Here is a 23,117-nt window from a genome sequence, read left to right on the forward strand (position 1 = left end):
ACAAATCATGTAGCATCCCCGTGCGCGCGCAACGCTGAAGGGTCCAAGATCTTGACGGTTCCCCGGCCAAGCTGAATCCATCCCTTCGTTTCAAATGCTTTCAAGCTGCGCGAGACGACCTCTCTCGCTGTTCCCAGCTCTTGGGCTAATTCTTGCTGCGTCATTTGAAGGTCAGAGCGTTGTCTGTTTGCAAGCCATCTGGCGAGCCTGAGATCCGTTCTGTGTTCGAGCAGTTCATCGATGACATTCGTCAACTCACCCACGCGAGAGGCAAAACCCCGAAACACCATTTCTTGAAAGCGAGGGTCCGACCCAAGTAGTTTCTTAAACCTGTCGGGCGATATCGCGACTGCGTTTACAACCCCCTCGGCATATCCGTATCCCGAATAAGGAACCCCAGAGAGCAGACACGTCGTTGTCAGGACGCAGCTGTCGCCGGCCTCGACGCGGTATAGAACGACTGTGCGACCGGCGCTATTTGTCTGCTCAACCCGGACCGAGCCTGATTTCACGATCAGGAAAGCGCGTCCTTCATCGCCAGGTCGGAACAAGCATGTTCCATCCGGCACCTCAAGCGCATCACCTTGTGACAGGTAAGACGTTAAGTCGTCGGTGGGTTTGTCTGTCACTCGAACTCCATCTGCTCATATACACGGCCCGCGTTTCGCGTTGCGAGTTCCTCAAATGTATGGAGATGCGCATAAGGGCTTTGGTCTACATAGTAGGCTTCTGACAAGTCGCCGCCATTGTCCAAGTGTTCACCTACCTTTTCGCGCAGGTAAACCAGATAGTCCCGCGTGTAGCGCCGGACCTGCGCCATGTTGGTGGGTGTTCCGTGACCTGGGATAACGTAGGTTGCATTCAAGGCTTCAAATTCATTCTCCCAAGTTTCGATCCAGTCATAGACAATTGTGTCTTCGAATATCGGAAGCATGCGTTGATGAAAGGCCATGTCCCCAGCAATCACCAGACTTTGTTCAGGAAGCCAAACCTGAGTGTCGCCAGGTCCGTGCGCTGGTCCAAGATGCAAAACTTCTATCGTGAAATTCCCCATCTCGATGACATGGCGGTCTTCAAATGTCTCTGTCGGAGGCGCAACAAATGTCCCTTCGGCTTTATCCCGGTTGTACCGTTTCATCCCTTCAAGGATACGATTGCCGCGCTCCTCAATCTCATGCGCGGCATCCACGTGTGCAAGAATTGGAACGCCCTGTTCGGACCAGTAGGAGTTTCCGAGTATGGCATGGCCCTGGCCATTCTCATCGATAACCAATTTTACCGGTTGATCGGTGATGGATTTGATTTCTTCATGCAACGCCTCCGCGAGGACGTAGGCGGCACCACCATTCACAACGATCACGCCGTCGCCGGTGATAATAAAACTGAGATTGTTGTTGTGGCCCGAGTTCTCGTAGGTCGGTGGGGCTGTGGCACCGATCGCCGACCATACGTGGGGGATGACCTCGACAGGCTTGGAATAAAGAGGAGAACCTGGATACTGATCCGGGATATTCTCATCTGCAAGGGCAGGGGAGAGGCCAATAAGAAGCGGAGCGAGCCAACGAAACATCCCTACACCCCCACAAAGCGATAGCCATCACCATCGCGATCAACCCGTCCCAATCCACCTCCGGGCAGGTGGAAGCCAATAACGGCCATTTTTTCGGATGTTAGGCGATCAAACAGCATTTTCCTGGTTTCAACGGCGCGTGCCGCGTCCTGATCCGAACCGCTTTCCCAGCTCGGTTTGCGAAACGCCACATGGTGATTGCCAATCGCATCACCGACGATAAGTGCCGCTTCCGAGCCTTGGCGCACCTCAAAGGCCATATGTCCTGGTGTGTGACCCGGTGATGAAAGCGCTGCAATGCCGGGCAAGACTTCGTCGCCGTCGTCGAAGAGCACAACCGCATCTTCAATGGCTTCCATCCGCCGTTTGGCACCTACCGCGAAGGCCGCGCGTGCCTCGCCAATAGAGTTTACAGTTTCAGGGTTCCACCAATAATCCCATTCTGCGCGCCCCATCATGTAGGTCGCCTCATAGAAAAGCGGGTCATCGAATTCATCAAGAAGCCCCCATATGTGATCAGGGTGAGCATGCGTGAACACGACATGCGTGACGTCTTCTGCCGCCACCCCAAGCGCATCCAAACTGTCAACTATGGTTCCAGCCGTTGGCATGAAATCTGGGCCAGATCCGACATCGAACAGGACGGTGTTTGTGCCATCACGGTAAAGCGCAAGATTGCATTCTGGTGTCAGACGATCAGCAGACAGATCAAACTCCGTGAGGATCGGGGCCAATTCATCTTTTGGCATCGGCTCAAAAATGAACTCGCCTGGCAGCATCAAACTACCATCGCTTACTGTTGTCAGCGTCGCAGAACCAAAGGAAAGTTCTGCCTTTGCGAAACTTGGAAGTGCGGTCACCAAGGGTGCGGCAGCAACGGCTTGGACAAAGGATCGACGTGTTAGGGTCATGACAACCTCCCCATTAAATTCTTTTATGCGAATATGAATGTATTTTACGATCAACGCAAGAAATTGCAGCAGGTGCCGGAGCGCACAGAAATGTGAAGTCATCATGTGTGACAATGTCACTTACAAATCGCGAGCATCGTCTAAGTAGGGACGTAACAACGAAAGACCCGAGACCCCCGATCATGGAATTCATCTTTGCGTATCTTGCCGGCCTTTTGACGCTGATAAACCCATGCGTCTTGCCTGTTCTGCCCATTGTGCTTGTCGGTGCGCTCAATGCCAACAAAGCGGGTCCACTCGCTTTGGCAGCAGGAATGAGTGTCTCGTTTGTCGTTTTTGGAGTTCTCGTTACAGCGTTCGGTGCAGGCATCGGTCTGACACAAGATCGGCTCGCACAAATTGGTGCGGTGCTCATGATGGTCTTTGGCCTGATCCTGCTTGTCCCGATGTTGGCATCCCGGTTTGAAATGGCAACGGCTGGAGTGGCGGCGGGTGCAGATGCACGCATGAATGATGTGGATGTTGGATCGCTGCGGGGTCAGTTTCTGGGTGGTTTGCTCTTGGGTACGGTTTGGTCACCTTGTATCGGACCTACGCTGGGCGGTGCGATAGCGCTTGCATCTCAGGGCGAAAACCTGGGCTATGTGACGCTGATCATGTGTGCTTTTGCTTTGGGCGTTTCCACGCTGATTATCGGTTTGGGACTGGGCGCGCGAGAAGCAATCAGAACCCGCGCTCAGGCCTTGCGCGGTGTCGCTGAGCGTTCGAAACCCATCATTGGCGCTACCTTTGTCGCCATCGGCGCTATGCTCTTCTTCCAGTTCCATCACGTCATCGAGGGATGGCTTTTGGATATCATGCCAATCTGGCTACAAGACCTTTCTGTAGCACTATAAAATAGGGAATTCTCATGAAACGACGCCATTTGATCGCAGCGGCAATTGCAACTGTTCTCTCACCGCTATCTGCATTGGCAGCTGACTTTGTGGACTACACGCCTGGGGTTATCGAAAGCGCGCTGGAGGATGGAAAAACTGTCTTTGTTGACTACTCTGCAACGTGGTGCGGTACCTGTAAGCGTCAGGAACGCGTTATCAATGGGTTGCGCGCGGATGACCCGGCATATGATGCGGCGATGACCTTTGTTAAGGTCGACTGGGATACCTACAAAAGTCACGAAGTGACAGTGTTTCGCAGCATTCCGCGGCGATCAACGTTGATCCTGTTGCGCGGTGACGAAGAACTCGGCCGCATCGTCGCAGGAACGGGGACATCGCAGATTAAGGCTTTGATGGACAAAGGCTTGTAAGCGGGAAAAAGACCGCCCATACCGCCTGATTTCTTAGTCTTTGGGCGTCGTCGCATGTTAAGCTGTGTGCCTTCCCGTTTTGGTTCTTTGCATAGGCAACGAATGTCTTGAAAACGGGGTGCAGGCGCAGCATCGAAACGGCATGTCGAACGTCGGCTCTGGGCCGTCCGTGACGCCGCGAGCTTGGAGCATCGGTAATGATGCTGCGCAGCGGCTGATGGCAGCAAAGAGCCCTAACCTACTTGCGTACAAAGCTGCAGCGAACGTCTACTATTGCTTTTTCTAAGTGATGTAGACACCACTACCAAGAGCGAATTCATCGCCTTGGGGATGTGAACGGATGAAGATCAATCAGGTAAGGGTTTACAGAACGGAGCTTCCCTACGTCGGTGGGAGCTATGGCTGGGGTGCTGGAAATGCAATCTCGATAGCGCAGGCAACGGTCGTGGTTATCGGTACTGAATGTGGGTTGTCAGGGTGTGGCGAATTTACTCCATGTGGCGAGAATTACATGGTCGCTCATTCCGAAGGCGTCGCCGCAACAATGAAGCTTCTTGCACAGCACTTGATCGGTCAGGACCCCCGACAGATCGAAACGATTGACCGAAGGATGGATCATGCCGTTCAGGGCCATGGCTACGCCAAGTCGCCAGTCATTGCGGCTTGCTATGACATCTTTGGCAAGTCTACTGATCTGCCGGTATGGATGTTGTTGGGCGGCAAACAGACTGATGGCGCGCCCATGTATCGGGTAGCGCCACAGAAAAGTGTCAAGGAAACAACCGATGAGCTCGAGGCGCATCGAGCGGCGGGATATCGTCAGTTCCAAATCAAGGTCGGTGCGAATTGGGAATTGGACATTGAGCGCATCCGTTCAACCGTACCACTTTTGAAAACAGGTGAGAAAGCGATGGCGGATGCCAATCAAGGTTGGCGCGTTGATAATGCCATCCGGGTTGCGCGCGCCACCCGCGACCTCGACTACATTTTCGAGCAACCATGTCGGACCTACGAAGAATGCCAGCACGTTCGACCGCACGTGGCTCAGCCAATGAAACTGGATGAATGCGTTACAGGTTTGTTGGCAGCGCAACGTATCGTACAGGACCGGGGTGCGGAAATCTGTTGTCTGAAAATCTCAAACCTCGGCGGTTTGGCCAAGGCACGAAAAGTCCGGGATTTCTTGGTCGAAAACCGGATACCTGTCGTATCTGAGGATACTTGGGGGGGTGAAATCACATCTTCTGCAGTCGCTCATTTTGCGGCCTCGACGCCGGAGGACTATCTGGTGAATTCAACCGACCTGCACAACTACAATACACGTTCGACCGGCATCGGAGGTCCAACAGTTCGCGATGGAAAGCTGTTTGCGTCGGATGAACCTGGCCTCGGGGTCGAACCCGACTTTGAAGCACTTGGCGATCCCATAGCGATTTACAAGGCGTAGCCGCGGTAAAACAACACGCCGGGATCGAGCCTCTTGCTGCAAAGCCGATCTTAGCGCAGGCGCAACGAAGGTCTGCCTCGTCCGCAGAGCGGTCATTGGGGCAGTCAGCAGCGAAAAATCACTTTTGCCCGTAGTAACAGAGGTTCCGCTTTGCTCAAATGTCGGCTTTAGGTCGACTTCTTAAGCCGTGCTGTATGGTTCGTGTTAGCCAGCGACTTGTCGTTCGTAATCTGCTCCGTCAAACCAACCCAATGCGGACGTGACTTTCATATCGTCGTCGAGTTCCCACTCTTCCCATCCCTGCACCTTCAGTGCATTACCGGTTTCAGCGTGATGCCCTGTGAATGTCCACAGATAAATCACGTGATTTCCCGCGCCGCGAATACCGTTACATGTAAGGTGCAAATCGGGCACGTCCGCATGGAAACCAGCCGCCATCTCGGTAAGCCCTGGATGACCTACTGATGGCTCACCCCGATTGATTATAATGCTGCTGTTTTGCGTGTGGAAGGAAGCGACTTTTTCGGGGGCCTTCGAATTCCAAGCATCGGTATAACGCTGCGCCAGCGCATCTAAATCACTTTGTGGAAATGCCATTGGTTTCTCCTTTCTGCTTGGAAAACGGTATCCTTGGAGCAACCCAGAGACAAGAAGCCGCCATGCGGCAAAAGAAATGGCAGCGAGGCTTCGTCCGCAAGTTGATCCGAACTCTCTGCGCGACGCAGGTCTGCTAAACCGAGCCTTCGCTGAAACTCTACCAACATCCAAAAATGAGCGAGAATGGGCCGCTGAAAACGAAGAGGGGTGCCAGGCCAAAACAAGCCAAGGAGAGCCGCAATCAAAAAGGACGAACCGGAAATGTGAGCAGCGGTAGAATATGAATGGTCTGGTGTGCCTTAATATTTGGTTGCCAGAAGGCGACAAGGAGAGGCTTGCGAACGCCGCGCGAACCTATGTGGCGAAGCATAAAGAGCGCATGAGCCTGTTACCGTCCGGGGGACGAGTACCGATTTGAAATAGAAGGTTACGGCATTGTCTTTGCCTGCGTCTAACGGGGAGGCACCGATTTCAGACAGACTTCTCCCAGGAAGAGAAATCGCGTCGAACCTAAAACCTTCCCACCATGTGGATGGGCTTTCTGATTATGGAAGTGATCAGAGGCCGAACTCACCGAAAAATGGCAGCCCACGTCAGCCCGGTAGGGTGCAGGAAAGCTCGGCTATCTTCTAACTGCTTGGAAAATAATGGTGCCCCCACACGGCATAGAACACGTATCCAAGGTTGTTCATAATGATCCACATTGGAATGATAAATATGAGAAATATTCTGTCTCTTATCTACTTGTGTCCACAGGTGTGCATGTACAGCAGAGACCAAATGGTCTACAAATTGGTCGACATAGTGGTGTACGGATTTTGTGAGCGCTCACATGGCAAAAAACAAGCTGACAGACAAAGCAATCAAGGCTGGCAAGCAAACGACTCTCGCAGATGGCGGGAGGCTCTACCTGCGCAAAGAGGGCAAGGACTCAGGCCGTTGGTACTTTCGCTACACCTTCTCAGGAGCGCGTGAGGTTATGGGCTTAGGTGGTTGGCCCGCCGTGTCTTTGGCTGAGGCGCGTGATCTCCGAGACGAATGGGAACAGGTGCTCAAGCAGGGGGAAAGCCCCAAACTGGTACGCGAACGCCAAGAGGTCGAGAAGGCGCGAAAGACCGAGAACACGCTCAATGTCTGGGCTGATCTGACGTTTGAGGCGCTGAAACCCAAACTGCGCAATGGTGGCAAGTCTGCCCGCTGGGATAGCCCTCTGCGCCTGCATGTGCTGCCAAAGCTGGGAGGCAAGCCAATTGAGCAAATCGGCACAGATGACATTCAGGATACGCTGAAAGACATCTGGCATGAAAAGCCGGAAACAGCCAAGAAGGCGATCAACAGATTGGCAATGATCTTCGATTATGCAGAGGCGGGCGGGCGGGATGTTTCCCGGCAGACGGTGCGGAGAGCAAAGCTGCTTTTGGGCGCGCAGAGTCAAACGACAAAGCACATCCCGGCGATGGAATGGAAAGATGTGCCGGACTTCTATGGGGCACTTGGCGAAAGCACCACAGAACTTGCCTTGCGCTTGTTGGTCCTGACTGGTGCGCGATCTGGTTCGGTTCGCCACTGCCACATGGATCAGATTGACGACAATATTTGGACCATCCCTGCTGCCCATATGAAGGGCGCGGAAGGCAAGGTGTCTGACTTTCGTATCCCTTTATCTGGCGAAGCGATGAAAGTGATCGAACTGGCGCAAGCTAACAGCATTGGAGGGCAGTTATTTTGCGGTCCAAGGGGCAAAGTTATCTCAGACATGACTCTTTCCATGTGGCTGAGACGCAGGAAATTCGAAGCGCGGCCACATGGGTTCAGGTCATCCTTGCGTTCATGGATGGCGGATCAAGGCGTTTCATTTGAACTGTCTGAGGTGACGCTTGCACACAAAGTCGGAGGCAATGTCTCTAGGGCATATCAGCGTTCAGACCTGCTAGATGCCCGCCGACCACTGATGGAAAGCTGGGCCGCGCATGTCACCGGGCAGAGCGCCGATAGGGTAGTTCAGCTAAATGCCTGAGAGTCTGCCTGATACCAAAAGTTCCGAACAGGTTTTAGACGTGCTGCGAAGGCACTTTGCAGACGCTCCTGCCGAGACAATGCGAGACAAACTAGAAGGCGTGATGCTGTGTGTGGCAATTCACAAGAACGTCGACATGTTGGAGTACCACCGCACCAACCCCCAAACTGACAGAGACCTTCTATTGGCTTTTGCCGCAATGATGAATGAGGCTGCGCATCTGATCGAGAAGCCGGAATCTCAGTATGAAAATCAGAAAGACGACCCCAAGAGAAAGAAAATAAATCAACGGGGTATCTCTCCTTACAATATCGGACGCTACGGTTTGGAGGCCTTAAATCAGGCCGCAGGAAACCCATATGATCTGTCTGCCGAAACAGTCGCCCAATTGATGCAGCAAGCTAGGACCTTGTCGGATACGTTCAGCAAGGCGGCAGAGATAGTTGATCAACTGCCAGAAAAAGCGCCCTACCGGGTCAAGAAACCAACTGATCATGTTGCAATGCCACTGGCACGCTATCTGGCGGATATTTTCTTCGAGTTGACGGAGCAACACCCAGCGGTAATCCCCAAAACGATTCCCGCACCGCACAGCAGCGAAGGTAGTACAACCGTTGCCGGTGGTCCCTTCTTTGACCTTGTGTCGGACATTTTTGCCGCGCTCAAACTTGAAGCCAAGCCAGAGCATTATGCCAAAACGGCGCAGACGGAGTTTAAAAATTCTCTCAAAAAGTGAATTGTTGTTTAGGTGCGCAATTTAAGTATCTGAAAACGTTCATTAAATTTGAAATGTCATCCCTTTTGGCTGAAAATTTCGCCTGAGCGATAAACTCCTTTCGAAACAGGTTCTCTGACCGCGCATGTTCTCCCTGAACATGTAGAGACGCAGGAGAACAGAGCATGCAAGCACAGCCAATCCTAGACGGAATTGCGGTTTCAATCACGCCCAGGCTCTTGAGCATCCCGGACGGCGCGATCTACTCCGCGACAAGCCGCAGCACCCTTTACGCAGCGCAGGCAGCAGGCGAGTTGAAATTCGTCAAGGTGAATAACTCGACACGCGTTGAGGTTGACGAACTCGACCGCTGGATCGACCAGAAAACCCAAGCCGCCAGAGCCTCAGACGAATAGGGCCGGTACTCCAGCACGAGTTCCGACCCCTAAATTCTGTGACCGCAAAAAACTCCACGAAAAACCATGCGAAACAGGACACGCAGCGGACGCGGTGATGCAGAAAAATTACGATCTATCCCCTGAGAGCGCAGCATCTCGCGTCTCGGAGAGTCCCGGCCACATCATGCTGTGGGGGTGCGGTTAATGGCGGCTGACCTTGGGGACTTGCTGGAGTATGACCTGTCTCAGCGGGCGCGCGCACTGGACGCCAAACGGCGGGCTGATGCCAGCGCAGAGCCAGTCTTCGAGACGATCCCCCACTTCGACGCAGAAGGCCGGTACATAGGCACGAGCTTTATCTTCAATGAACCCGCGCGCAAGAACATCGAAGCCGAAGCTGCGAAGGCTCACACCGTCACAAACGCGGATCGTGAAGATTTCAAAAGCCGCGTCATAAACGAAGCCCTCCTTCGGATTGAATGGTTGGCCGAGTACGTGTTCATGGCAAATGGCCTGCGAGTTCTTTCGCGTGGGAACGATCTCATACGCTTCGGGAGAGTCAAAGGCGACAGCTTTATCTCTGTCAAACTCAGCGGATCTAAGGCTGGGAGATGGTATAATTTCAAGACCAATGAGTATGGCGGCGTCATTGCAATGTGGGCCTATCACGAGGGCTATAATCTCAGCACCCAATTCGGTGAAACCCTAAAATCATTGGGTGACTTCCTTGGCGTAGACGGCGGCAAGCGCAACCAAGAACAGATTGACAGCGAATTGGCCCGTATGGCTGCGAAAAAGCGCGCTGATCAGGAAGCCGAGAAGCATGAGGCCGCTGAGAGAGCCGCGACCGTCGCTGCCGTGCAAAGCCGCACCATACCACTGGCTGACACGATTGGTGAGATCTACTTACGGAGCCGCGGAATCCATGAGCTTCCACCAAACATCACAGCAGGATTCATCCCGGCCCACGCATTGACAGGCGTGCCCCACGCGCCGAGCTGGACCGAATATGCAAGCGTTGTTTTTTGGTGCTCTGATGAGTTTGGCACTGTCAGAGGCGGGCAAAGAGTCTTGCTTGATGCGTTTGGAAACAAGGCCAAACTGGGTGCGCTCAAAGCAAAGTGGAGCTTTGCATCAAGTGGTGGGTTTCCGGTGCGTTTCCCGGCCAAGGAGGGCGACGACAAGCGGACGGTCTTAATCGCTGAAGGCCCAGAAACCGCCTTAGCGATGTGGAGCATGACCGGCCATGAGTGCTGGGCCGTGCTATCGATATCAAACTTTCGCAGCGCGTTTGTGGTGGTTCCCGAAGATGTGCGTGTCGGAATCGCTGCTGAGCATGATGAGCCAGGCTCAAGCGGTGCAAAGTCACTGATCACCAATATCGGGCACGCAATCTCTATGGGTCTGACCTCGGCTGTGCTGCATCCACCCACCACTAAATGTGGCGGGGATTGGCTCGACGTTTTGAAGTCTGAAGGCTGGGTTGCGGCGAAGGCCGCACTGATGCCACAGCTTGATTTCCATGAGCCGGCACCCTCACCAATTTCCGCAGCGATCGATCTACCGCACCGGGTCAAACAGCCTGAGGTGGAGCGCGAGGAATCCAAAACGCAAGCCCGCGCAAACATGCTCGACTCTGCAATTTCGTGGGTGGCGCGCGCGATTGCGCATCGCGCACCGTCAAGAGAGTTGGGCCGCGTTTACGAAGAGCTGAGCAAGAAGCTCGAAGATGGAGAGATCACCAAGCGGGAGATGCACCGGCAGCGCCGCCTTGCGCGCAAGAGGGTCCAAAAGAAGTACGGATTGAAAAGGCTGCCAACGGTTCGACATGCCGCGATCACGTTTAGCCCTGAAGATCGCGAGCTTACCAAATTTCCGGCCGGTTTGGGCAAGACCACAGCCTTCTTTGGCCGCAAAGGTCAGGCAGGTGCCGTCCATATTGCGGGTGCGGGCGGCGTTATTCTGGGGCTTTCCCCCACGTTGTTGAAGGCTGCTGAATCCCGGGATGCGTATGTCGCAGCGCAGGCGTCATGGGATGTGAGCTGCCCATCCCCGCGCGCGGTGCTGGTTGAGGGCCGCAATGCTGAGAATTGCCGGATGTTCGCGCAAGCTGGCAAGGCTGGCGAAAAGGGTCTGCACGTCTTGCGGGATGTTTGCGGAAAGTGCCCGCACTCTGGCCATTGCAAGATCGATGGCTTCCTGTCTCAGGAGGCTGAGCTGAAGGAGGCTGTGCGGAGCCCTGATGGCGCGATGATCTTTGCTTCGCATAGCTATGGGTTTCTACCTTTGCCTGGCAGTGTATCCGTGGATGCCGTGGTCATTGACGAAGCCTGTCACGGTTCAGCTGTCGAGCACATCCGACTGACGCTTGAAGACATTGCCGCCCCGACATTGCCGCTGGGTATGCCCGCTGAACGGCAGGCGGACTTGGTCGCTGATCTCGTGGCTTTTGTTGAGCCCCTTGTACCGATCTTGAAGGACGTGCTCACAGCGGCGCTGAGCGATGCACAGGCAGCGTGGCAGGAAGCCAAAGCAAGGGTAGGGGCAACCAAGGGCCGCGAGAAGTTCATCCCGCGCTCAGGGAGCGCCTCTGCGAGCGTTACGACGCTCAGGGGGTACGGAGTGACCATGGAGGGCCTACAGGCTGCCTCTGGGGCGTTGCGGGCGTGTCAGGGGTCAGGGCTACCCGTACGGGCACCCAACGAGCCTGTGGAATCGCTGGCGAAGCGCTGGGATGATTTCTTGGACAGAGAGGATGCTGGGCGCGTCTATCGGTTCCTGACGCTCATAGAGGCGCTGCAGACGGAGTTGGTGCACGGGGCGCAGGAGACGATTGCCGTGCGGGCTGAAGCCGGGGAGAGCAGTCAGTGCGTGCATGTGTGGCGGCAGAAAGAAGCCCGGTACATGGACCGCCCGACGCAAGTGCTTGACGCTACCGCGAACGCAGACCTTACAGAAGCCGTGCTGGGCCCCATGAGGGTCCGCGAGCACGATGTGCAACGTCGGGCCACGGTGCTGCAGATCGCGAACAAGAGCTTCTCCAATAGCAGGCTGCTGGCAAGCGACGGCGACAGAGCGCGAGGCCTGGTCAAGGACACGGTAGCGGCGCTCGCCTCGCGTGGATCTCTGCTGCTGGTCGCGACCATCCCGGCGCTGCAGGGGCTTGGGTTTGTTCACGATGTCACGACAGGGCTGTGGGCACCCCCAGAGGAATTGTCGCAGTGGCATGTCGTGGGGGCACACTTCAACAACTTACGCGGGAGGAACGACTTTCAAGATTTCCGCACGGTTGTAACAGTAGGAAGGTTCGCGTTGCCGGTGGATGCACTGGAGGACTCGGCGCGGGCCTTCGCAGCTCAGAAGGGGCAACCCATCGCGGAGATACCTGCAGACTCAAGCTTGCCCACCCGCAAAGCCACAATCGTAGACAGGCGCGGCGTGGCTCTTGAAGTCAATCAGGCTTACCATCCATGCCCACTTGTTGAAGCGATCCGTGAGCAGCTTGAAGATGCAGAGCTGGTTCAGACTGCAGAGCGTATTCGCCCGATCAACGCAGAAGACGACAGCAAGCTGATCGTCGGCTTTGGCAACACGCCCATCTGCACGCCGGATGTCGTGATCGATTACAGAGATGCGCTCAATGCTGGGTCCGCGCTGGAAAGGTTTGTCCGGCGTTTTGGGTTTCTACCGCACTCTCCATCTGAGGCATGGCGGCTTGATCAGCAATACGTGTCCCAGCACGAAGGTGCTGAGCTAATCTGGGGAGGACGTTCCACCGTCAAGGATGTATTCAAAGAATTAGCCCCGGCATGGAAGGATCAGACAAGCGCAAACCCTGAAGATGCAGGGCGCGCACGCCGTGAAAGGGCGAGGGTTTTTGCGGCTTTAGAGCTGGGCAAGGCTGAGGGCAAAGATTGGCCGGAAACCCTATATACTATATTTATAGGAAGTTCGGCCAAACTTGCTGAGCATAAGAAATCTAGTCTTTCAGTCTTTTCAGTTGATTACAAGCAAGAGAGCACAGCTGCTCACCCACAGCCCCGAAAAGTCACAGCCTGGGTTGCTGCCTCCACAGACTTCAACGCCATAGAAATCATAAAACATAGAATTGGCTCGTCTGCAGAAATCATCAGGTGCTTTAGATTTTCTAAGAATGACGGGGGTGTGACATGACCCCGATGCAGAATTTAGGTTTTCTAAGCCTTGGCAGCGTAGGAAACCTAACCCCTTTCCGTGTAGACATTCCAAGACGTGGCGGCGCGGCGGGTAAAACCACGCCCCACACCACCCCCAACAACATACCTATCTTAGATTTTCCAAATTTAACCCTGACCCGCCCGTCAGAGGATTCCTACACACCGCCTAAACCCTTTGTTTTCATGGCGATTAGGGCACCCCCACCTTGTGCCGACAATATGTTGACGGGCTCCAAGGCTCGTCATCCCTGACCGCTAAGAGGGCGGCGGGGACTAAAAGTAGAAATCCTAAATGAGGAAATATTGCTATGAGCAGAAACTTCGAAAACATCTTGAATGAAAAACCCCGTGTGCCATTCGACTCGCAAATCCGCACACAGCTAGCGCAGGCCCTTGGCTTTGACGTTGGGCTTGGGTCGCCGTTTCCCAACGAATACGCAAAGGAGGTGAGAGAAAACATGAGTACGATCCATGCAGCGTTGTACCGCATCTTCGAACTCGTCTTTGAGACTGGCACGCAGGAAACGGATGCTGTCGACGCACTGGTGGAACGGGTCCAGCCCATCGCTGAGTGCCAAGGGCTTCTGGGTGATAGGGGCCGAAACACCGCACCAGGTCAACTTGCTGATTTGGCCGAACGGACGCTCGAAGCGCACCAGCGCTTGAACGCATTGACCGAAAGCGCCGACCCGCTCGCACCGTTCACACTGGCAGCGGTGCATTTGGTGGTCTCAGACATTGGGAAATGTCGTAAGGCCATGAAGGGCGATCTGGCAGCCGATCAACGCGCGGCGGCAGAAGATATCATCAATGTCGGGGGGTATTCCGCCAAGGCACGTGTCGATTTGATGGCAGCCAAAGCCCTTGAGGCCGTGCCAAAGAAAGAGGGCCAGGTGCCGTCTGATAAACAGATTGCCGCTGCCGTGAAAGCTGCAGCGCGCGAGTTGGGTTTGCTTGTCCCATCCAAAGCATCGAACGATTGGGCGGGGCCTGACAGCGTTGCGTGGACATCAAAGGCGATGCAGGTGGCGATGGAATTTGAGCAATCCCGCATCATGCCCCCAGGCACCCCAAAGCCATGCGCGCCTAATCCCGATCAGAGTGCAAGCCTTCAGGTGGGGCCACGGGCTATCACACTGCGTTACAACCCGCTGTTGGGGCCAATGAGCACTGATGACATTGAGAAGGCGCGGCAGAAGCCCAACAGCGACAAGCTACCCGGCGTTTATCCGATGGGCGGTGACTGGAGCGCAGAAACACTTTTGGGGATGTTCAAAGATGAAGGCGCAGACGCTGGCACGCCCGAAAGCTGGCACGGCTATGTCTTGCACCGTCATAAGGGCCACCCGCTTGCAGGCTGGATCAGCTTTTGCGTCACCAGCAACCGGAGCGATCTAAGCTATTACGACTTTGTGTCGATGGCGCTGGCCGGGCAGTTAAGCCAAGAACCTGACAAGCATTCCCCCGGCGCTCAAGGGCAAGGGTACGCCGCGTGGTTGTTTAAGAGAGAAGGCATAAAGCCTGAACTCTAGCTGCCCCCCGAACTCTTTAAACGCAGCGCAAGCCACACATCAATGGATGCCTGCGCTGCATTGCAGGGAGGGCGTGTTCTATTTGTTTGCCTAGCTGGAACTGAAGGCAGCACATGCGTGCCATTCAGGAAGGGCGGAAACCGGTCATTCGCTGCGGGTACAAAGGGCAATTTTCAAGTTCACAAGAGCGGACCTTCGTTGCCAAGTTGCGTTTGAGTTTCGGGCAAGGTCAACAAGTCTGATCTCGTTTCGTCGGATTCTAACAAGTCGGAATCTGATAAGACTGCTTATGTAGCGCTTCGAAAACACCAAATTTGTTCGTCGACCATCGGGTTAAAGAAATAGTGAACATATGACCGCTTAAACGCTGAATTTGCACAACCGGTTGCGCAACTCATTGGCTAGAGGTGTTCCACGTACTGTCAGAATGCACATCCGATCCGCATCTGGTGCTGGAGCTTCGTCGCAAATCAGACATCCCTCAGGGCTTTGCCTATCTAAAAGGCCTCAGCTTGGTGGAGTGAACACGACCTTCAAACAATAGGTCGATTCGCGACGCATCGCTTCGGATTTCAATCGATCCGATTGGGTTTAGATCCGAAAAACTAAGCAAAAATTGGCATCAACGATCTGCCGTTGGCATGCAGCCTGAACGCGGTTAATCTTCATTAAACTGCTACAAAGCTGCTTGCCATGAACATCACGCACTACGTCGCCGAGACCGACGGCAGAAACGCCATTGCTGCCATCTGGTTCAAGCCGAAAGGGCGAAAATCGCCCAGATTGTTTGACGTCGCCAAAGATAGGTTCGACCCGAACGAGGCAGCTGAGTATTCGGGGGCTTCTGAAGCAGAGATTACCCGATGGCTGTTTGCGCGATCAAAACTGTACTCAGAGTGACGACACCCTGCTCAACCAATTTTTGTTCCTTGGCTCCACACCCCACGCAGAAGGGGCGCCGCTTCGGTTTGGCGAACCCGAAGCACATCTCCCCGCATCCCGACTTGTAGCACGCCGCGATCATCAAGGCGTGCAGCTTGGGCCGGGTTGCGGGTCACAGTTGCAACCGCGCGCGGCAGATCATCCCAAATTTGAGCGAGACGGAAGGCAGAAAGCAGTAGCGCTGAAGGGACGTAGTCGGATGAAACGACATCCAAAAGGCCCTGTTTCGCCAACTCCTCAGCCGCGACATTGCCCGAGTGTGATCCACCTCTGATTAGGTTCGGCGCACCCATCATCACGGCGATACCGTGTTCTCGGCAGGCCTGTGCGGCCTCGACCGTTGTTGGGAATTCGGCAAATCCAACGCCGTTGGTGGCTGATATTGCGACATGCTCTGCCGTTGTGTCATCATGGCTGGCCAAAACGGCACCCAGACGCGTTGCTTCTGAAACCGCGCCCTTTTCGTGCTTGGCACCGAACCGCTCTTGGAGGCCAAGCAGGTTTTGGACATGCTCGGCAAATTCGGCATCGTTCATACCGCGCTTCTTGGCGACATAGGTCTTGAGCGCCGTCAGGTCACGGAACTGCCGTTGTCCGGGTGTGTGATCCATCAGGCTGACAATACCGACGCGATCTTGCGCGCCAAAGGCGGCCAATTCTTCAAGCAACGTCTCAGAGCAGATCTCGGCGCGCAGGTGAAGGAAGTGGCTGATCTTGAACATACCTTCCGCGCGCGCGGCCAAGAGCTCGTCGGCCAGTTTGCGGGCATAGTCGATGTAGCGGCCTTTGCCTGAATGGATGGACCCGACGCGCATAGCATCAAATACCGTTGTGATCCCGGTAGAGGCCAGTTCTGCATCATGGGCCAGAAGCGCAGGCAGATGGGGCCAATCGACCTCGGGGCGCGGCTCGATGTGGCGCTCGACATTGTCGGTGTGCAACTCCACAAGCCCGAGGAAGAACCAGATCACCACCGCAATCCACTGCGCCTGACGGGTTGCTGTCCCCTTCCCTGATTTCCGAAATTATGCCTGCTTCGATTGTGATCGACCCAAGCATGACCTGATCTGGTAAAACAAGCTGGGCATTGGCAAGACATAGGTCTGCTGACACTTGGGTGTCACATGCGTTTGTCAAAGACGATGCAGGAAAAGGGGAATTCATGTCATACGCTCGTTTCGCAATTTACTATGTGCCGCCCGATGGCCCACTCGCCGATTTCGGCGCGAAATGGCTGGGCTGGGATGTTGTGACAGGCCGTGAGGTGTCGCAATTCGATGTGCCGGGTTTGCATGACATCACGATGACACCACGCAAATATGGCTTTCACGGAACCCTGAAACCGCCTTTCCGCTTGAAAGAGGGTCAAACGCTTGAGGCTCTTGAAGCGGCTGTGTCCGGCTTGGCGGGTACGCTTTCTCCTGCAGCTTGTAACGGATTGAAATTGACGCAGTTGGGTCGATTTCTGGCGCTCACGCCGTTTGGGCCACTGGATGGCTTGCAACGTGTCGCTGAGGCCTGCGTGCGTGACCTCGACGGGTTTCGCGCGCCTGCGAGCGAAGCAGAGCTTGCGCGTCGCCGCAAGGCGGGTCTGAACCCCCGGCAAGAAACGCTGCTGGCGCAGTGGGGCTACCCTTATGTTTTCGAAGAGTTTCGGTTTCATCTGACCCTCTCGGGGCGATTGCCCGCCGAGGGTTTGAGCGGTTGGACGGATACGCTGCAGGGCCACCTGCCGGATTTGCCCACACCCTTCGTGATTGACCAGATCGCGCTTTGCGGCGAACGGCAGGATGGGCGCTTTGAACTGATCCATCGCTATACGCTCACCGGCTGAAGCAGCTGAGCCGCACGCGCAATGGTCTGATTCAGCGGCCCGTCATTGGACAGCGTGATGACATCCACATCTGCCGGTAGTGGCTTCGTCGCCTCCGCGAGCCGTCTGGCAATATCGGCCTCCGACTCGCGGCCGCGTCCTGCCAACCGGGCAGCCAAAGTCTCGGGCTCGGCCGTGATGTTCAGAACGACGAAGTTGGGGAATGCATCCGCACCTGCCTGAAGCGCTTTCCGCGAGAAGTTGGCAAGGCAGTCGGTACCCTTGTTCAATTGGTATCTCACTGTTTGCGGAATGCCATAGAATAGCCCATGCGCACCCCAATGAACGGCGAATGCATCGTCGCTGACGAGATCCTGAAACTGCGCCTCGGAAACAGCGTCGTAGTCCTCGCCGCCCAGACCCGGAGCGCGCGTGATAACACGTCGGACAAGATGTAGTTTCGGCATGACCTCAGCCACGCCTTGCATCACGCTGTCCTTTCCCACACCAGAGGGGCCAACAACTGCGATGAGGCGGCCCTCGGTCATGCCGCTAGTCCCGGTGTGAACGCGCTAACGTCGATTTCGCGGTCGCAGACACGCGCACGTGCAGCCTCGTCGTGGAAAATGCCAATGATCGCCGCACCACGCGCCTTGGCCTCTTTTATCAGGGACAACACAACTTCGCGGTTGGTCGCATCCAGACTTGCCGTGGGCTCGTCCAAGAGCATAGAGGGATATGCGTGGGCAAAACCGCGCGCGATGTTGACCCGTTGCTGCTCGCCTCCAGAAAAGGTTGTCGGGGACAGAGACCAGAGCCGCTGTGGGATGTTGAGCTGGGCTAGCAAGTTTTGCGCTCTTTCTTGCGCATCTTCGGCAGGCACACCCAGGGCCCGCAAGGGGTCTGCGACAACGTCTAGCGTCGGGACGCGCGGAACGACGCGCAAGAACTGGCTGACATAGCCCAGCACCTCGCGGCGCAGGGCAATGATCTCTCGGGGCTCGGCCTGCACGATGTCCACATCGCCGATCCGGATAGATCCGGATTGTGTAAGGTAATTGCCGTAGATCATCCGCATCAGGGTCGATTTACCCGCACCTGACGCTCCGGTCAGCGCTACACACTCCCCGGGTGCAACGGACAAGGACACATCGTTGATGACTTCGATCACAGCGCTGCCCTGATTGTGCAGCGTGAAGGTTTTTGAGACGTCTTTAAGCTCGATCATCGCTCACACCTGCAAAACGGAAGAGACAAGAAGTTGGGAATAGGCGTGTTGCGGATCATCCAGCACCTGGTCCGTCAGACCCGCCTCGACCACACGGCCCGATTTCATCACCATCAGCCGGTCAGCCAGCAAACGCACCACGGCCAGATCGTGGGTGACGATGATCGCCGACAGGCCCATGTCCCGCACCAATCCGCGCAGCAGGTCCAGCAGCCGGGCCTGCACCGACACATCGAGACCGCCAGTGGGTTCATCCATGAAGACCAGACGTGGCCCGGTCACCAGATTGCGGGCAATTTGCAGACGTTGCTGCATGCCGCCGGAAAAGGTTGTTGGGCGATCATCGACGCGGTCTGCATCAATCTCGACCCGCTCCAACCAATCCGTCGCCTTACCGCGAATGTCGCCGTAATGCCGTTCGCCAACAGCCATCAGCCGCTCGCCGACATTGCCGCCCGCCGAGACGCCCATGCGCAGCCCGTCACGGGCGTGCTGATGAACAAAAGCCCAATCGGTTCGCCCGAGCATCCGGCGTTCGGGTTCCGACATGGTAACGGTGTCTTTGGGCCCGTCAGCGCGGGTGTCGAACACGACCTGTCCGGCGTCGGGGGCCAGATGCCCCGCCATGCAGTTTAATAGCGTCGACTTGCCCGATCCGCTCTCGCCCACGATCCCCATGACTTCGCCGGGATAAAGGTCAAAGGAGACATCCGCGCAGCCGATATGCGCGCCGTAGGATTTGGAAATTCCCTGAACCGACAACAGTGGAATGAGATCTGTGCTCATGTTTGGATCTCCAGGTTGCGCTGAGTGGTGATCGTGGCGGGTCCTTGGTTCTCAGCTGAGATTGAGCCGAAAAAACCTACTGCGCGGCGCCCTTCGCAATAATCGGTATCAGAGCAGACAAACATGCGCCCACCTTGATCATCTGTGATCACTTCATCCAGATAACTGTCCGTGGCACCGCACAGACCGCATGCGTGATCGGCTTTGCTGGCTTCAAACGGGTGGTCTTCGAAGTCGAGACTAACAACTTGCGTATAGGGCGGCAGCGCGTAGATGCGCTGTTCGCGCCCCGCGCCAAAAAGCTGGATCGCGGCCATGTCGCCCAATTTTGGATTGTCGAATTTCGGGATCGGGGAAGGGTCCATCACATAGCGCTCTTCGACCTTCACCGGATAGGCGTAGGAGGTCGCAATGTGGCCGTGACGGCTGATATCCTCATAAAGCTTCACATGCATCAGACCGTATTCTTCAAGGCTGTGCATCTTGCGCGTCTCGCTCTCACGCGGTTCCAGAAATCGCAGAGGCTCGGGGATCGGCACCTGATAGACAAGGATCTGATCCTCGGTCAGAGGCTCTTCGGGAATGCGGTGGCGGGTCTGGATGACGCTCGCCTCTGAGGTCGTGGTGGTGGTCTCGACTCCAGCGGTGCGTTCAAAGAACGAGCGGATTGAGACAGCATTCGTCGTGTCATCGGCACCCTGGTCAATGACCTTGAATATGTCGTCTGGCGTAAGAACGGCGGCCGATACCTGCACACCGCCGGTCCCCCAGCCATAGGGCATCGGCATCTCGCGGCTGGCAAAGGGCACCTGATACCCGGGGATAGCGAGCCCTTTAAGGATCGCGCGGCGGATCATCCGCTTTGTCTGTTCGTCGAGATAGGCGAAGTTGTAAGCTTGATCGGTCATAGGACCCCCTTTGCCTCTAGGGAGGCTCTGAGCGCTTCAGGATTTGTGAAGTGGATCGCGTCCATCCCGGCAGCCTTAGCGCCGACACAATTGTGCAAACCATCGTCAATGAAGATGCAACTCTCCGCGGCAATACCGGCGCGGTCACAAAGAAGTTGGAAGATGGCTACGCTGGGTTTGATCATGCCGACTTGTCCAGACACGATCGTCGTCTCGAAAGTCTCGCCCAATTCTGGATGAACCTTCAGGCCCTCCGGCCAGGTTTCAGCGGACCAGTTGGTGATGGCATGCAAGCTGATGCCACGCTCTTTCAGGTCGTATAGGCAATCCCACGTGCCAGTGATCTTGCTTGGTACCGTCAAGTGATAGAGGTCAACATACCGTTCGAGCCGCGCAGCGTCGTCCGGGTCTGCGATCTGCTTGCTTGCCTTTGCAAAGCTGGCCCCTGCGTCGCAGGCAACATTGATCTTGTCAAAGCTTATGCGGCTCATGAAATCGTGCGCGCCGTCCAGCCCAAGTTCGTCGGCCCAAGCTAATTCAGGTTGCCATTCAACCAGAACAGCACCGATGTCAAAGACAACGTGTTTCATTCTGCCGCCTCTTGAACCCGATCCGCCCCTGCCTCGCGTCGTAGCTTCCGCACCAGTTCCAATTCGGATTGGAAGTCGACGTAGTGGGGCAGCTTGATGTGTTCGAGGAAGCCCGTCGCCTGGATATTGTCGGCGTGGTAGAGGACGAATTCCGTATCCTGTGCGGGCGCGCGGACGTTGTCTTCGCCCAATTCTTCCCACCGGAGCGCGCGGTCAACGAGTGCCATGGAAATCGCCTTGCGCTCGGATTGACCAAATACCAGTCCATAGCCGCGGGTGAACTGCGGCGGCTCGGTCTTTGATCCCTTGAACTGGTTGACGGTTTCACATTCGGTCAGGATCAATTCACCAATCTCGATGGCAAAGCCCAACTCGGGGATGTCCATTTCAACGGCAACCGCCCCAATCCGCAACTCTCCCACAAAGGCATGGTTCCGCGCATAGCCGCGCTGCGTGGAATAGGCGAGACCAAGCGTGAAGCCTTCATCGGCGCGGGTCAGTGCCTGCAGGCGCAGAGCGCGGTCGGCCGGCATCTCCAGTGGCTCGCGAGTCAGGTCGGGCGGCGGCGTGTCATCATGTAGGGCTTCTTCGATCAAGCCTTCGCGGTTCAGGAACTCTGTCACATGGGGCACATCGCCCGGGACGCTTTCCCGTGTCGGTGCTTCGGGAACCTCGCCATCAGCGGCTAGTTTGAAATCGAGCAGTCGGTGCGTGTAGTCAAAGGTCGGCCCCAAAACCTGTCCACCTGGCAAATCCTTGAATGTAGCTGATATGCGCCGGTCGCAGGCCATCGCACCCGTATCCACAGGCTCCGAAGCGCCGAAACGCGGCAACGTCGTCCGATAGGCTCGGATCAGAAAGATCGCTTCGATCAGATCACCGCGCGATTGCTTGATCGCGAGCGCGGCAAGGTCAGGATCGTAAAGCGAGCCTTCGGCCATCACGCGATCCACGGCCAATTTCAGCTGTTCACGGATTTGCGCAATGCTTAGTTCGGCAACATCCGTATCGCCACGGCGTTCCTCTGCAAGCCAGGCATGGGCGCTTTCAATTGCTCGCTCGCCACCTTTTACAGCCACATACATCAGAGGACCTCCGTGCTACGCGGCAGTGCCGCCAACCTGTCGCCACAGGTGAAGATGAAATCGAGCCCGAGCGGAAACAGTGCGCGGTTGCTTTGGAAGGCTCGGGTTTCTGGCAGGGACAGCGCGGCCTCGGATTTGATCCCGGGTCCGCGCAGCGTCGCGCCCGCCGCTTCGAGCTCAGCACATTCCACAATCAGGGTTGTCGAGCGGTCGGGGTATTCCGGTGTTCCGATGGGATAGCTGCTGAGAGGCATCAATGCGTCCCAGTCGCCAACAGCAAACATTGCATGTGATGGGCCTGTCAGCGGTGAACCTGTGTGAAAGGCCAGCCACTTGCGGACATCGTCCGTGTCAACCTTGCCAGCGAGGTAGACGGGCGTGTCGGTGTCGCAAAGGGTCAACAGAACGGTGCCGGCCGCAACGGAAAGCGGCGCGGGCGGTGCGGCACCCTGAATATCCTGAACCGTGCCGGGGCGCGACATGGATTCCATAACACTGCGGAACGCGTGGGCGGATTGGGTGGCGGGATTGTCGAACCCACCTGCCAGGGCGGTTGCTTGCATTAGTCTTCTCCCCGCGCCATGGTAAAGAACTCGACCTTTGTCGCCGCGGCCTTTTCGGCACGGGCGGTTTTTGCGGCGGATTGCTCCGCCTCAAGCGGCACAAGAACGGCCTTGCGGATCGCCTCGGCACTTGCCCCCTGCATCAGCGCATCAACAAGGGCGGCGGCTTCAGCATCAGACTTGCGGCGGCCTTGGATATAGGCATGGCCTACTTCACCGGTTGTGAGTGTTAGCGCGCAACGCGTTACGGTCATCTCTCCGATATTGAACGGAGCGCCCGTCCCACCGGCGCGGCCACGAACCATGGTGCTGCCGATCTCGGGTGCGCGCAGCCATGTGAATTCGGGTCGCGCCATAGCGGCATCCAGCAAAGCGGCAATGCGGCTCTCCGGCGCCTTGGCAAGTAGACCCATCCAAGCTTTTCGCTCAGCGTTTCCGTCGAATGTGTCTTTCATCTCGACAACTTCTTCATATCCTATACAACTATACACATCATAACAGATTCCCCCA

22 protein-coding genes and 1 pseudogene are annotated in these 23,117 nt (G+C 56.0%); 10 read left to right on the forward strand and 13 right to left on the reverse strand.

The annotated features are described in order from the left end of the window. Positions 1 to 5: 5 nt before the first annotated feature. The 3 genes from ACZ1HM_RS09105 to ACZ1HM_RS09115 are packed head-to-tail and all read right to left on the reverse strand — an operon-like array spanning position 6 to position 2,481. Positions 6 to 629: a Crp/Fnr family transcriptional regulator gene (locus ACZ1HM_RS09105; RefSeq protein WP_472742497.1), complete on the reverse strand. Its 624-nt coding sequence runs from the start codon at positions 627 to 629 to the stop codon at positions 6 to 8. Further along, positions 626 to 1,570, reverse strand: a complete 945-nt coding sequence (locus ACZ1HM_RS09110) for an MBL fold metallo-hydrolase (RefSeq protein WP_472742498.1) — start codon at positions 1,568 to 1,570, stop codon at positions 626 to 628. Before ACZ1HM_RS09110 ends, ACZ1HM_RS09105 begins: the two co-directional genes overlap by 4 nt. Before the next feature lie 2 nt (positions 1,571 to 1,572). After that, a complete protein-coding gene (locus ACZ1HM_RS09115) occupies positions 1,573 to 2,481 on the reverse strand; it encodes an MBL fold metallo-hydrolase (RefSeq protein WP_472742499.1) in 909 nt (302 codons plus the stop codon). A gap of 182 nt (positions 2,482 to 2,663) precedes the next feature. On the opposite strand from ACZ1HM_RS09115, the gene ACZ1HM_RS09120 reads away from it, so the two are divergent. The 3 genes from ACZ1HM_RS09120 to ACZ1HM_RS09130 all read left to right on the forward strand — a co-directional run bounded on the left by ACZ1HM_RS09120 (position 2,664) and on the right by ACZ1HM_RS09130 (position 5,237). Beyond that, on the forward strand, positions 2,664 to 3,377 hold the full coding sequence (locus ACZ1HM_RS09120) for a cytochrome c biogenesis CcdA family protein (RefSeq protein WP_472742500.1): 714 nt from the start codon (positions 2,664 to 2,666) through the stop codon (positions 3,375 to 3,377). Between the two features lie 14 nt (positions 3,378 to 3,391). Further along, positions 3,392 to 3,790, forward strand: a complete 399-nt coding sequence (locus ACZ1HM_RS09125; protein ID WP_472742501.1) for a thioredoxin family protein — start codon at positions 3,392 to 3,394, stop codon at positions 3,788 to 3,790. 340 nt (positions 3,791 to 4,130) lie between these two features. Next, positions 4,131 to 5,237 carry a mandelate racemase/muconate lactonizing enzyme family protein gene (locus ACZ1HM_RS09130; protein WP_472742502.1) on the forward strand — a complete coding sequence of 369 codons (1,107 nt, stop codon included), beginning with the start codon at positions 4,131 to 4,133 and terminating at the stop codon, positions 5,235 to 5,237. Positions 5,238 to 5,441: 204 nt separating this feature from the next. Here ACZ1HM_RS09130 and ACZ1HM_RS09135 read toward each other — a convergent pair whose 3' ends face one another. Then, positions 5,442 to 5,834 (reverse strand): DUF1348 family protein, encoded by a 393-nt coding sequence (locus ACZ1HM_RS09135; RefSeq protein ID WP_472742503.1) that lies wholly within the window; start codon positions 5,832 to 5,834, stop codon positions 5,442 to 5,444. Between the two features lie 832 nt (positions 5,835 to 6,666). Between ACZ1HM_RS09135 and ACZ1HM_RS09140 the strand changes: the two genes are divergently transcribed. From ACZ1HM_RS09140 to ACZ1HM_RS09165, 6 genes are all read left to right on the forward strand, one after another. Beyond that, positions 6,667 to 7,851 carry a tyrosine-type recombinase/integrase gene (locus ACZ1HM_RS09140; protein ID WP_472742504.1) on the forward strand — a complete coding sequence of 395 codons (1,185 nt, stop codon included), beginning with the start codon at positions 6,667 to 6,669 and terminating at the stop codon, positions 7,849 to 7,851. Then, positions 7,844 to 8,587: a hypothetical protein gene (locus ACZ1HM_RS09145; RefSeq protein WP_472742505.1), complete on the forward strand. Its 744-nt coding sequence runs from the start codon at positions 7,844 to 7,846 to the stop codon at positions 8,585 to 8,587. Before ACZ1HM_RS09140 ends, ACZ1HM_RS09145 begins: the two co-directional genes overlap by 8 nt. A gap of 164 nt (positions 8,588 to 8,751) precedes the next feature. Continuing rightward, a complete protein-coding gene (locus ACZ1HM_RS09150; protein ID WP_472742506.1) occupies positions 8,752 to 8,982 on the forward strand; it encodes a helix-turn-helix transcriptional regulator in 231 nt (76 codons plus the stop codon). Between the two features lie 186 nt (positions 8,983 to 9,168). Next, entirely contained in the window at positions 9,169 to 13,137 is a 3,969-nt protein-coding gene (locus ACZ1HM_RS09155; protein ID WP_472742507.1) for a toprim domain-containing protein, read from the forward strand. 481 nt (positions 13,138 to 13,618) lie between these two features. Next, positions 13,619 to 14,692 carry a hypothetical protein gene (locus ACZ1HM_RS09160; protein WP_472742508.1) on the forward strand — a complete coding sequence of 358 codons (1,074 nt, stop codon included), beginning with the start codon at positions 13,619 to 13,621 and terminating at the stop codon, positions 14,690 to 14,692. A gap of 693 nt (positions 14,693 to 15,385) precedes the next feature. Further along, entirely contained in the window at positions 15,386 to 15,592 is a 207-nt protein-coding gene (locus tag ACZ1HM_RS09165) for a hypothetical protein (protein WP_472742509.1), read from the forward strand. 11 nt (positions 15,593 to 15,603) lie between these two features. Here the strand turns inward: ACZ1HM_RS09165 and ACZ1HM_RS09170 are convergent. Next, positions 15,604 to 16,798, reverse strand: a pseudogene (locus ACZ1HM_RS09170) (alpha-D-ribose 1-methylphosphonate 5-triphosphate diphosphatase). Between ACZ1HM_RS09170 and ACZ1HM_RS09175 the strand changes: the two are divergent. After that, a complete protein-coding gene (locus tag ACZ1HM_RS09175; RefSeq protein WP_472742510.1) occupies positions 16,797 to 17,468 on the forward strand; it encodes a DUF1045 domain-containing protein in 672 nt (223 codons plus the stop codon). The pseudogene ACZ1HM_RS09170 and the gene ACZ1HM_RS09175 overlap by 2 nt on opposite strands. On the opposite strand, the gene phnN is transcribed toward ACZ1HM_RS09175, so the two are convergent. Genes phnN through phnG form a run of 8 tightly spaced genes read right to left on the reverse strand, consistent with a single transcriptional unit; the run spans position 17,450 to position 23,062 of the window. Continuing rightward, entirely contained in the window at positions 17,450 to 17,995 is a 546-nt protein-coding gene (phnN, locus tag ACZ1HM_RS09180) for a phosphonate metabolism protein/1,5-bisphosphokinase (PRPP-forming) PhnN (RefSeq protein ID WP_472742511.1), read from the reverse strand. The two genes, ACZ1HM_RS09175 and phnN, sit on opposite strands and share 19 nt — an antisense overlap. After that, positions 17,992 to 18,675, reverse strand: coding sequence for a phosphonate C-P lyase system protein PhnL (phnL, locus tag ACZ1HM_RS09185; protein ID WP_472742512.1), 684 nt, complete (start codon positions 18,673 to 18,675; stop codon positions 17,992 to 17,994). The genes phnN and phnL overlap by 4 nt, the downstream gene beginning before the upstream one ends. A gap of 3 nt (positions 18,676 to 18,678) precedes the next feature. After that, positions 18,679 to 19,461, reverse strand: a complete 783-nt coding sequence (gene phnK / locus ACZ1HM_RS09190) for a phosphonate C-P lyase system protein PhnK (RefSeq protein WP_472742513.1) — start codon at positions 19,459 to 19,461, stop codon at positions 18,679 to 18,681. Next, the gene (locus ACZ1HM_RS09195; protein ID WP_472742514.1) at positions 19,458 to 20,369 is read right to left on the reverse strand and encodes an alpha-D-ribose 1-methylphosphonate 5-phosphate C-P-lyase PhnJ; all 912 of its coding nucleotides are present in this window, start codon (positions 20,367 to 20,369) and stop codon (positions 19,458 to 19,460) included. Before ACZ1HM_RS09195 ends, phnK begins: the two co-directional genes overlap by 4 nt. Next, on the reverse strand, positions 20,366 to 20,959 hold the full coding sequence (locus ACZ1HM_RS09200; protein ID WP_472742515.1) for an HAD family hydrolase: 594 nt from the start codon (positions 20,957 to 20,959) through the stop codon (positions 20,366 to 20,368). Before ACZ1HM_RS09200 ends, ACZ1HM_RS09195 begins: the two co-directional genes overlap by 4 nt. Beyond that, positions 20,956 to 22,044 (reverse strand): carbon-phosphorus lyase complex subunit, encoded by a 1,089-nt coding sequence (locus ACZ1HM_RS09205; RefSeq protein ID WP_472742516.1) that lies wholly within the window; start codon positions 22,042 to 22,044, stop codon positions 20,956 to 20,958. The genes ACZ1HM_RS09200 and ACZ1HM_RS09205 overlap by 4 nt, the downstream gene beginning before the upstream one ends. Further along, positions 22,044 to 22,607 (reverse strand): phosphonate C-P lyase system protein PhnH, encoded by a 564-nt coding sequence (gene phnH, locus ACZ1HM_RS09210; RefSeq protein ID WP_472742517.1) that lies wholly within the window; start codon positions 22,605 to 22,607, stop codon positions 22,044 to 22,046. Before phnH ends, ACZ1HM_RS09205 begins: the two co-directional genes overlap by 1 nt. Then, a complete protein-coding gene (gene phnG, locus ACZ1HM_RS09215; RefSeq protein WP_472742518.1) occupies positions 22,607 to 23,062 on the reverse strand; it encodes a phosphonate C-P lyase system protein PhnG in 456 nt (151 codons plus the stop codon). Before phnG ends, phnH begins: the two co-directional genes overlap by 1 nt. Between the last annotated feature and the right edge of the window lie 55 nt (positions 23,063 to 23,117).

This window comes from Sulfitobacter sp. GN1-4, from assembly GCF_055693825.1.

Coding starts and splice junctions, on each gene's coding strand:
- ACZ1HM_RS09110 (WP_472742498.1), bottom strand. CDS start 1,570: ATGTTTCGTTGGCTCGCTCCGCTTCTTATTGGCCTCTCCCCTGCCCTT.
- ACZ1HM_RS09115 (WP_472742499.1), bottom strand. CDS start 2,481: ATGACCCTAACACGTCGATCCTTTGTCCAAGCCGTTGCTGCCGCACCC.
- ACZ1HM_RS09120 (WP_472742500.1), top strand. CDS start 2,664: ATGGAATTCATCTTTGCGTATCTTGCCGGCCTTTTGACGCTGATAAAC.
- ACZ1HM_RS09125 (WP_472742501.1), top strand. CDS start 3,392: ATGAAACGACGCCATTTGATCGCAGCGGCAATTGCAACTGTTCTCTCA.
- ACZ1HM_RS09130 (WP_472742502.1), top strand. CDS start 4,131: ATGAAGATCAATCAGGTAAGGGTTTACAGAACGGAGCTTCCCTACGTC.
- ACZ1HM_RS09135 (WP_472742503.1), bottom strand. CDS start 5,834: ATGGCATTTCCACAAAGTGATTTAGATGCGCTGGCGCAGCGTTATACC.
- ACZ1HM_RS09140 (WP_472742504.1), top strand. CDS start 6,667: ATGGCAAAAAACAAGCTGACAGACAAAGCAATCAAGGCTGGCAAGCAA.
- ACZ1HM_RS09145 (WP_472742505.1), top strand. CDS start 7,844: ATGCCTGAGAGTCTGCCTGATACCAAAAGTTCCGAACAGGTTTTAGAC.
- ACZ1HM_RS09150 (WP_472742506.1), top strand. CDS start 8,752: ATGCAAGCACAGCCAATCCTAGACGGAATTGCGGTTTCAATCACGCCC.
- ACZ1HM_RS09155 (WP_472742507.1), top strand. CDS start 9,169: ATGGCGGCTGACCTTGGGGACTTGCTGGAGTATGACCTGTCTCAGCGG.
- ACZ1HM_RS09160 (WP_472742508.1), top strand. CDS start 13,619: ATGAGTACGATCCATGCAGCGTTGTACCGCATCTTCGAACTCGTCTTT.
- ACZ1HM_RS09165 (WP_472742509.1), top strand. CDS start 15,386: ATGAACATCACGCACTACGTCGCCGAGACCGACGGCAGAAACGCCATT.
- ACZ1HM_RS09175 (WP_472742510.1), top strand. CDS start 16,797: ATGTCATACGCTCGTTTCGCAATTTACTATGTGCCGCCCGATGGCCCA.
- phnN (WP_472742511.1), bottom strand. CDS start 17,995: ATGACCGAGGGCCGCCTCATCGCAGTTGTTGGCCCCTCTGGTGTGGGA.
- phnL (WP_472742512.1), bottom strand. CDS start 18,675: ATGATCGAGCTTAAAGACGTCTCAAAAACCTTCACGCTGCACAATCAG.
- phnK (WP_472742513.1), bottom strand. CDS start 19,461: ATGAGCACAGATCTCATTCCACTGTTGTCGGTTCAGGGAATTTCCAAA.
- ACZ1HM_RS09195 (WP_472742514.1), bottom strand. CDS start 20,369: ATGACCGATCAAGCTTACAACTTCGCCTATCTCGACGAACAGACAAAG.
- ACZ1HM_RS09200 (WP_472742515.1), bottom strand. CDS start 20,959: ATGAAACACGTTGTCTTTGACATCGGTGCTGTTCTGGTTGAATGGCAA.
- ACZ1HM_RS09205 (WP_472742516.1), bottom strand. CDS start 22,044: ATGTATGTGGCTGTAAAAGGTGGCGAGCGAGCAATTGAAAGCGCCCAT.
- phnH (WP_472742517.1), bottom strand. CDS start 22,607: ATGCAAGCAACCGCCCTGGCAGGTGGGTTCGACAATCCCGCCACCCAA.
- phnG (WP_472742518.1), bottom strand. CDS start 23,062: ATGAAAGACACATTCGACGGAAACGCTGAGCGAAAAGCTTGGATGGGT.